The organism is Actinomadura geliboluensis, from assembly GCF_005889745.1.
In the GTDB taxonomy this organism is placed as follows: Bacteria; Actinomycetota; Actinomycetes; order Streptosporangiales; family Streptosporangiaceae; genus Spirillospora; species Spirillospora geliboluensis.
Map to the genome: position 1 here is coordinate 1 of NZ_VCKZ01000430.1, position 7408 is coordinate 7408.

7 protein-coding genes are annotated in these 7408 nt (G+C 69.4%); 3 read left to right on the forward strand and 4 right to left on the reverse strand.

Annotated elements, in window-relative coordinates; translation table 11 throughout:
* Nucleotides 1–76: 76 nt before the first annotated feature.
* The 3 genes from ETD96_RS37450 to ETD96_RS37460 all read right to left on the reverse strand — a co-directional run bounded on the left by ETD96_RS37450 (nt 77) and on the right by ETD96_RS37460 (nt 2642).
* Nucleotides 77–1465 carry a hypothetical protein gene (locus tag ETD96_RS37450; protein ID WP_171069417.1) on the reverse strand — a complete coding sequence of 463 codons (1389 nt, stop codon included), beginning with the start codon at nt 1463–1465 and terminating at the stop codon, nt 77–79.
* Between the two features lie 201 nt (nt 1466–1666).
* The gene (locus ETD96_RS37455; RefSeq protein ID WP_138641246.1) at nt 1667–1906 is read right to left on the reverse strand and encodes a hypothetical protein; all 240 of its coding nucleotides are present in this window, start codon (nt 1904–1906) and stop codon (nt 1667–1669) included.
* A gap of 424 nt (nt 1907–2330) precedes the next feature.
* Nucleotides 2331–2642: a WhiB family transcriptional regulator gene (locus tag ETD96_RS37460; protein ID WP_089329881.1), complete on the reverse strand. Its 312-nt coding sequence runs from the start codon at nt 2640–2642 to the stop codon at nt 2331–2333.
* A gap of 326 nt (nt 2643–2968) precedes the next feature.
* Between ETD96_RS37460 and ETD96_RS37465 the strand changes: the two genes are divergently transcribed.
* Nucleotides 2969–5251 (forward strand): penicillin-binding protein, encoded by a 2283-nt coding sequence (locus ETD96_RS37465; protein WP_138641247.1) that lies wholly within the window; start codon nt 2969–2971, stop codon nt 5249–5251.
* A gap of 34 nt (nt 5252–5285) precedes the next feature.
* Here the strand turns inward: ETD96_RS37465 and ETD96_RS37470 are convergent, their stop codons facing one another.
* Nucleotides 5286–5738, reverse strand: coding sequence for a GatB/YqeY domain-containing protein (locus ETD96_RS37470; protein WP_138641248.1), 453 nt, complete (start codon nt 5736–5738; stop codon nt 5286–5288).
* A 93-nt stretch (nt 5739–5831) separates the two neighbouring features.
* On the opposite strand from ETD96_RS37470, the gene ETD96_RS37475 reads away from it, so the two are divergent.
* Together ETD96_RS37475 and ETD96_RS37480 are read left to right on the forward strand one after the other, a co-directional pair.
* Nucleotides 5832–6731 carry a metallophosphoesterase gene (locus ETD96_RS37475; RefSeq protein ID WP_138641249.1) on the forward strand — a complete coding sequence of 300 codons (900 nt, stop codon included), beginning with the start codon at nt 5832–5834 and terminating at the stop codon, nt 6729–6731.
* Nucleotides 6728–7324: a class I SAM-dependent methyltransferase gene (locus ETD96_RS37480; RefSeq protein WP_171069418.1), complete on the forward strand. Its 597-nt coding sequence runs from the start codon at nt 6728–6730 to the stop codon at nt 7322–7324. The genes ETD96_RS37475 and ETD96_RS37480 overlap by 4 nt, the downstream gene beginning before the upstream one ends.
* Nucleotides 7325–7408 lie beyond the last annotated feature (84 nt).

The following is a 7408-nucleotide window of genomic DNA, read 5'->3' on the forward strand; positions in this document are numbered from 1 at the left end:
GGGGGTGGGACGGGGGCTGACTCTCTCAGCCCCCGTCCCACCCCCTAGGAGGGACGGGGCCGAGCCGTCCCGTGGCCTAACGAGCGTTGCTCGGGACGTACAGGCGGATGTCGTCGACGTATGCCTGGCCCTCGTAGTAGTTCAGGTGCGGGTCGCCGATGATGAACGAGTCGGGATAGGCCGACCCCTTGGGCCACGTGTGCTTGGTGATGTACGTCCCAGCAGGACCCTTGTGGACGAGCCTGCGGTCGAAGCGGCCGTCGTACTCGCCGGGCGTCTGGTTGTAGTGCCAGATGGGACGGCCGTCCTCCACGAAGTCATGGTGCACGCGCAGCGTCGTCTGCCCGGTGTGGAGGAACGGGCCGCTCATCTCCAGCGTGTAGCCGGTTGAGTCGCGTTCCACGGCGAACCGGTAGGACGCCTTGGGCAGCAGCTGCGGTTGGAGTTCGGCGCTGGTGAGGTGCTGCTTGAAGCGTCCACCCGGCCCGTAGGGCTTGTCCATGGACACGTTCCCGCAGGCCGTCTTGATGTAGTACTCGTTGCTGATGTTGTTGTTGGCGGCCTCCCGGAACATGTCGCCGCGCACGAACAGCGCGTTGATCCCGTTGAAGGTGCCGTCGAACGTCCGGTAGATCTTGCCGGTCCTGGGGTTGCAGGTCCCGGCGTTCTTCCAGCGCTCGTCGTCGCTGTAGTAGCCGTCCATGATGACCTTGCGCCGGTAGTGGATGCCGGGGTTGCCGTGCGGCGCCGGGTTCGCGTAGTCGAGGATCGTCAGGTAGTAGAACCCGTTCTCCTTCGTCACGTCCGGGTACTGGCAGCGCGTCTTGCCGGGCAGCGCGCCCTGGAACGTCCACGGGTACCGGGTCTTGCACGGCTCCCGCGTGTAGCCGTTGTGCCTGCCGTTGTAGTCCCACGTGCCTTGCCGCTTGCCGCCGAAGTCGATGCCGCGCAGCGTCATCTCCACCCGGTAGCGCGGCGGCAGCGGGCGGGTGGGCCGGATCAGCACGCCGGCGTCCCAGCTCGGCTCGGAGATCCGCGCGACCTTCTGCCCGCCCGGGAGGGACGCGTTGGACAGGCCGGGCCGCGAGTCCGGACGGCCGTCGCGGTCCTTGTCGACGGCGGCGACCTCGGCGGTCAGCCACCCGTCCCGGCCGAACGCGACGCGCTTGCGGAACACGTTGAGGGTGTCGAGCTGCTTCTTGAACAGCGGCCCGCTGATCTTCGTCCAGGCCTCGCCGTCGTCGTCGAACGCGTCGACGTGCCAGGGGCTGCGCGGCCCCTGCGGGTCCAGGCGCCACGGCTCGCCGTCGACGCGCAGCGGCCGGTCGAAGTTCTCCTGGGCCATCAGGACCCACGGCCCCGTGCGCTCGGACGTGCTTCCGGCGGCGGCCGGCAGCCCGGCGGACAAGGCCGCCATGGCGGTCGCCCCGGTGACCGCCGCGGTGATCCTCCAACGTCCCGTCACAACGTGCCCCCTCGCTCCGGTGAACGGCGGCGCACCGCGTCCGTCCGCGCGGCGCACCCGCACGGACCCTACGGCGATCAACGCTCCGAGCTGGGACGATGCGCTCCCGGCCACCGCTTCTTGCCCACCCCTTGACGAACTCCAAGCAGACGCGCGGGCGTCGCCGCTCTCACCGCCCGGATGCCGGGCCGACGGGCGCGCTCACAACTCGGGGACGGTGACCTTGGCCACCCCGACCTGGGAGGGAATCGCCGGTGCCGTCGCCCCGAGCACGCTGCCAACGACCGTGTTCCAGACGGCATGCAACGGGCACGTCGCCCTCTTGCGGCGCGGCCGACCGACGACGCCATTGGCGATACCGCGACGATCAGTACCGGCTTGCACAAAATGACTGCGCCGTCGGTCCGAAAAGGCGAAATCGGCGCGTGATGTGGTGTTCATGCTTCACTTCGCCGCCCAGAAGAGGCAACTCCGTTGCGAAGCGACAGTGCTGACCAAGCCCATCAGGGACGCGATCGGCAACGGCGCAGGCGGCGCCGCGTCGCGCATTCGAGCGCAGATGACCACCGGCCGGTGCGCACGCGCAGGCCGACGTGCACTCGACGCACGGAAAAACCTCCTCCGCGAGCTGATCGCCCTATTGCCGCCGCCCGGCGCACGAAGCAGCGCAGCGGCCGCACGGGAACCCGCGCGGAGGCGGCATCTACCGCCGCAGGTGGACGATCAGTGAGAGGGCAGAGCATGTGGCCGCGGCCCGCACCGCGAAAACGGTGCGGGCCCGCGGCCACGCTCTCATTGGACCGTGCCGGTCCCTAGAACCAACCTCTGCCGGACGCCTGGACGGGCCGCTCGCGGCCCGCCGAGGTCAGCTGGCGACGAGCTCCTGCTCGTCCGCCTCGACCGACCGCTCGTACTCTTCCTTCGCGGTCTCCAGCAGATCGCGCCACGACCGCACATCCGGTCGCCGCCGCAGCAGTGCCCTGCGCTCCCGCTCGGTCATCCCGCCCCAGACACCGAACTCGATCCGGTTGTCGAGGGCGTCAGCGAGACACTCCGTGCGCACCGGGCAGCCGCGGCAGATGAGCTTGGCTCGGTTCTGCGCCGCTCCCTGCACGAACAGGGCATCAGGATCCGCGTTACGGCAGGCGGCGCGGGCGGTCCAATCCGTGATCCACATCTTGGCCCCACTCCCCTAGGGTCTGTGTCGATTTGCGCTCCTTGGCCGGACGGGCGCGGACGTCAGGCCGCCAAACGAAAGCCGTGGGGAAGAACTTACGGAAGCGAGGGACGTTTCAACAGCCCCCGATGGGCCCATTCTCGATATAGCCCACCGGGGCCATACCGCCGGAACGGACTAGTTACCTGTAGTTGACGCGCCAGACACAGCGCAGGTTGTCATCATGAGGGCATAACGGACGAACGTCCGGGAGAACCGAGACCGGAACGTGGTGACGCAGGGGACCTGTCCCTAATGCACTGCTCGTCCCGCGTACCCTAGACCACGTGCGCGTTGTGAAAACCGATCGGGTCAAGTCCGCTTCCACGCTGTTCAGGCTGCTCGGGGCCGGGGTGGTGGCGGGTCTCATCGTCGCCCTCATCGCACTGCCGGCCGTCGGCAGCGCGGGGCTCACCGCGCGCGACGCCGCGAACAACTTCGACGACATGGACAGCCAGCTCAAGACGTCGCCGCCGTCCGAGAAGACGGTGATGTACGACGCGAACGGCAAGCCGGTCGCCACGTTCTTCGACAAGTACCGCGAGTCCGTCCGGCTGGACCAGGTCGCCCCGATCATGCGCAAGGCCATGATCGACATCGAGGACTCGCGGTTCTACGAGCACGGCGCGCTCGACCTGAAGGGCACCATCCGCGCACTGGCGTCCAACGTCGAGTCCGAGCAGACCCAGGGCGGGTCCACGCTCACGCAGCAGTACGTGAAGAACCTCCTGGTCGACAGTGCCCGCACGCAGGAGGAGTACCAGGAAGCCACCGCGCCCACGGTCGGACGCAAACTGCGCGAGCTCCGCTTCGCGCTCGACATCGAGCAGCGCATGACCAAGGACCAGATCCTTGAGGGCTACCTGAACATCGCCTACTTCGGTGCGGGCGCGTACGGGGTGCAGGCCGCCGCCAAGCGCTACTTCAGCGTTCCGGCGTCCAAACTGACCCTCGGCCAGGCCGCCCTTCTGGCCGGCATCACGCAGAACCCGACCGCGTACGACCCCATCCGCAACCCGAAGGACGCCCGTCACCGGCGTGACGTCGTCCTCTACCGGATGGCCCAGCTCCAGCACATCACCAAGGCCCAGGCCGACCAAGAGGCCGCCAAGCCCATCCAGCTGAATCGCACCGACCCGGTCGGCGGCTGCCAGTCCAGCAAGGCGCCGTACTTCTGCGAGTACGTGAAGTACGACATGCTCAACATCCTGTCGGAGGGCAAGTACTGGCAGCTCAAGCCCAAGGAGCAGCAGAACGTCGTCAACGAGCTGAACCGGGGCGGCTACACGATCCGCACCACGCTCGACATGCAGGACCAGAACGCCGTCGACAAGACCCTGCGCGGCACCGTCCCGCCCGGCGGCAACCGCGTCGCCGCCCAGGCGATGGTCGAGCCCGGCACCGGCAAGATCAAGGCGATGGGCGTGAGCAAGCGGTTCGGCCCCGGCAAGGGCCGGACGACCATCAACCTCCCCGCAGACGCCCACCACGGCGGCGGCAACGGCGTGTCGGCGGGCTCGACCTTCAAGGTCTTCACGCTCGCCGCCGCCATCGACCAGGGCATCCCGGTCAGCACGACCATCAACTCCCCCCAGACCGTGACGGTCGGCGGCTTCCAGCCGTGCCGCTACACCGGGACGTGGCAGGGCAAGAAGTACGAGAACGACCTCGTCGGCGGCGGCGCGCCCTGGACGGTGTCCAACGCCGGCGACAGCGAGCAGGGCAACTTCAACCTCAAGACCGGCACCTGGCACTCCGTCAACACCTTCTACGCCTTCCTGGAGAAGCGCGTCGGCGTCTGCAACGCCGTGAAGATGGCCGAGAAGTTCGGGATGAAGCAGGGCAACGGCAACGCGCTGCTGCCGACCCCGTCCCAGGTCCTCGGCGTCAACGACGTGGACATGGTGCACCTCGCCGCCGCCTACGCCGGGTTCGCCGCCCGCGGCAAGTACTGCTCGCCCGTCTCCGTCACCGAGGTCGTCGACCCGCAGGGCAAGAAGCTGAAGCTGCCCAAGCAGGACTGCCACCAGGCCCTCGACCCGGACGTCGCCGACAAGGTGAACTCGATCCTCCAGGGCGTCCTCACCAAGGGCACCGCGGCCGGGCTCGGCATCGGCCGCCCCGCCGCCGGCAAGACCGGCACCTGTGAAGAGTTCACCTGCGCCGTGTTCGCCGGCTTCACCCCGAACCTCGCGTCCGCCGTCGCCTACTGGGACTTCCGCGGCCCCTGGCAGTACAAGGTCTACGGCATCTACGGCGCGACCATCCCCGGCCCGCTCTGGCGGACGTCCATGCAGCGGGCGCTCGCCGGCGAGCCCGCCCCCGGCTTCCAGACCCCGTCCCGCGACTTCGGCGACACCACCAGCGTCCCGGACGTTAAGGGCCAGACGGTGGACGCCGCCAGGGCCAAGCTCACCGCGGCCGACCTGAAGGTCCAGGTCGCCTCCGGCTCCGTCGACTCGGACAAGCCACGCGGAACCGTCGTCTCGACGTCACCGGACGCGGGCAGCGAGGTCCCGCCCGGCACCACCGTCATCCTCTACGTGAGCAGCGGCAAGAAGCCCGACTAAAGACCGAGGGCCCGGCGCGACGCCGGGCCCTTCGTCATTCCGCGAGCTGCCGTTTGACCTCGGCCGCGACCCGGCCGCCCTCGGCCCGCCCGGCGACCTTCGGGTTCACGACCTTCATGACCTGCCCCATCGCGCGCGGCCCCGCCGCACCCGTCTCCGCGATGGCGTCGGCGACCAGCGCGGCCAGCTCCGCGTCGCCCAGCTGCGCCGGAAGGTACTCCTCCAGCACCGCGCCCTCGTCCCGCTCCGCCTGCGCCTGCTCGGCGCGCCCCGCGTCGGCGAACGCCGTCGCGGCCTCGCGCCGCTTCTTCGCCTCCCGGCCGAGCACCTTGACGACGTCGTCGTCCGACAGCTCGCGCGACTGCTTGCCGGCGACCTCCTCGGTCTTCACCGCGGTGAGCGCCATGCGCAGCGTGCGCGTGCGCACCTCGTCGCGCGCCTTCATCGCCGACGCGAGATCGGTCTCCAGCTTCTCCTTCAGGGTCATGCCAACATCATGCCCGTCCCGTACCTTCTGCCTCATCAGGATTACCGCGCGGTGCCCATGTCTGAAAGCATGGGACCCTGAGAAGGGAGAGTCGTGCGAAAGATCTACGCCGTGCCCCTGGGCCTCCTGGGCGCGGGAGCCGCGACCTTCGGGTACGCATCGGTGATCGAGCGGAACTGGTTCCGGCTGCGCCGCGTCGACGTGCCCGTGCTGCCGCCGGGCCGCCCCTCGGTGAAGATCCTGCACATCTCCGACGCGCACCTCACCCCCGGCAGGACGCGCCTCATCCACTGGGTCCGCTCGCTGGACGCCCTGGAGCCCGACCTCGTCGTCAACACCGGTGACACCCTCTCCCACCGCGACGCCATCGGCCCCTTCCTGGACGCCCTAGGCCCCCTCCTGGACCGCCCAGGCGTCTTCGTGTACGGCTCCAACGACCTGTACTCCCCGGTCCTCAAGAACCCCCTGCGCTACGTCTGGCGGACGAGCAAGTCCGACTACGAGGGCCGCCGCCGCGAACCCGACCTCCCGTACCGCGAGCTCGGCTCGTCCCTCCAGGCCGCCGGCTGGCTCGACCTCAACAACCGCATCGGCCGCCTCAAGGTCGGCGAGCTCGACGTCGAGTTCGGCGGCATCGACGACTCCCACATCGACCGCGCCCGCTACGACAAGATCGCCGGCCCGGTCGACCCGCAGGCGGACGTCCACCTCGGCGTCATGCACAGCCCCGAACCCCGCAACCTCGACCGCTTCGCCGCCGACGGCTACGACCTCCTCCTCGCCGGCCACACCCACGGCGGCCAGGTCTGCGTCCCCTTCTACGGCGCCCTCGCCACGAACTGCGGCATCGACCGTCCCCGCGTCAAGGGCCTGCACCGCCACCGCGGCTCCTGGCTCCACGTCTCCGCTGGCCTCGGCACGTCCCCCAAGGCCCCCATGCGCTTCTGCTGCCCGCCCGAAGCGTCGCTCCTCACGCTCATCCCCCGCGCGTGACCCGCTGGAAGACCGACCGCCTCTCCGTCGCCGCCTACGACTACGGCGTCCACAACCCGTTCATCTCCCGCGTCGTGGCCCGCCTCCTGTGGAATTACGACATCCGCCACCTTCACCAGGCGATCGCCGCCCAGGACCCGTCCGCCCTGACCCTCGACGTCCCGTGCGGCGGCGGCATAGCCGTCCGCGACAACCCCCGCCACGTAGGCGTCGACCTCTCCTGGACGATGCTCACCCGCGCCCGCCGCAAGACGAAGCCCCTCCTCCAGGCGGACATCTACGCGCTCCCCTTCCGAGACTCCACCTTCGACGCCTGCGTGACCTACAACGGCCTACACTGCCTCCCGGACCCTGCACGGGCCATCACCGAACTGACCCGCGTCCTCCGCCCAGGCGGCACTCTCCGCGGCACGACCCTGGTCCGGAAGACGACCCGTCGCACCGAGGCCCTCTACACCTTCATGCACCGCCAGGGCGTCTTCGGCCCTTCGGGCACCCTCACCGATCTCCACACCTGGCTGACGCAGGCCGGCCTCTCCGACATCCACCTGACCCCCAACGGCGCCGTGACCGGCTTCACCGCCCGTAAATAGGGGACGCACCACCCTCCGGCATCCGCTAAGGTGGACAAGGCGCCGGGAGACCGTACGACTCCCGGGCAGCCACCACCGGGGTGT

Excerpts from the sequence above, each read along its gene's own strand:
- ETD96_RS37455 (WP_138641246.1), bottom strand. The coding sequence starts at position 1,906 with ATGAACACCACATCACGCGCCGATTTCGCCTTTTCGGACCGACGGCGC.
- ETD96_RS37460 (WP_089329881.1), bottom strand. The coding sequence starts at position 2,642 with ATGTGGATCACGGATTGGACCGCCCGCGCCGCCTGCCGTAACGCGGAT.
- ETD96_RS37470 (WP_138641248.1), bottom strand. The coding sequence starts at position 5,738 with ATGACCCTGAAGGAGAAGCTGGAGACCGATCTCGCGTCGGCGATGAAG.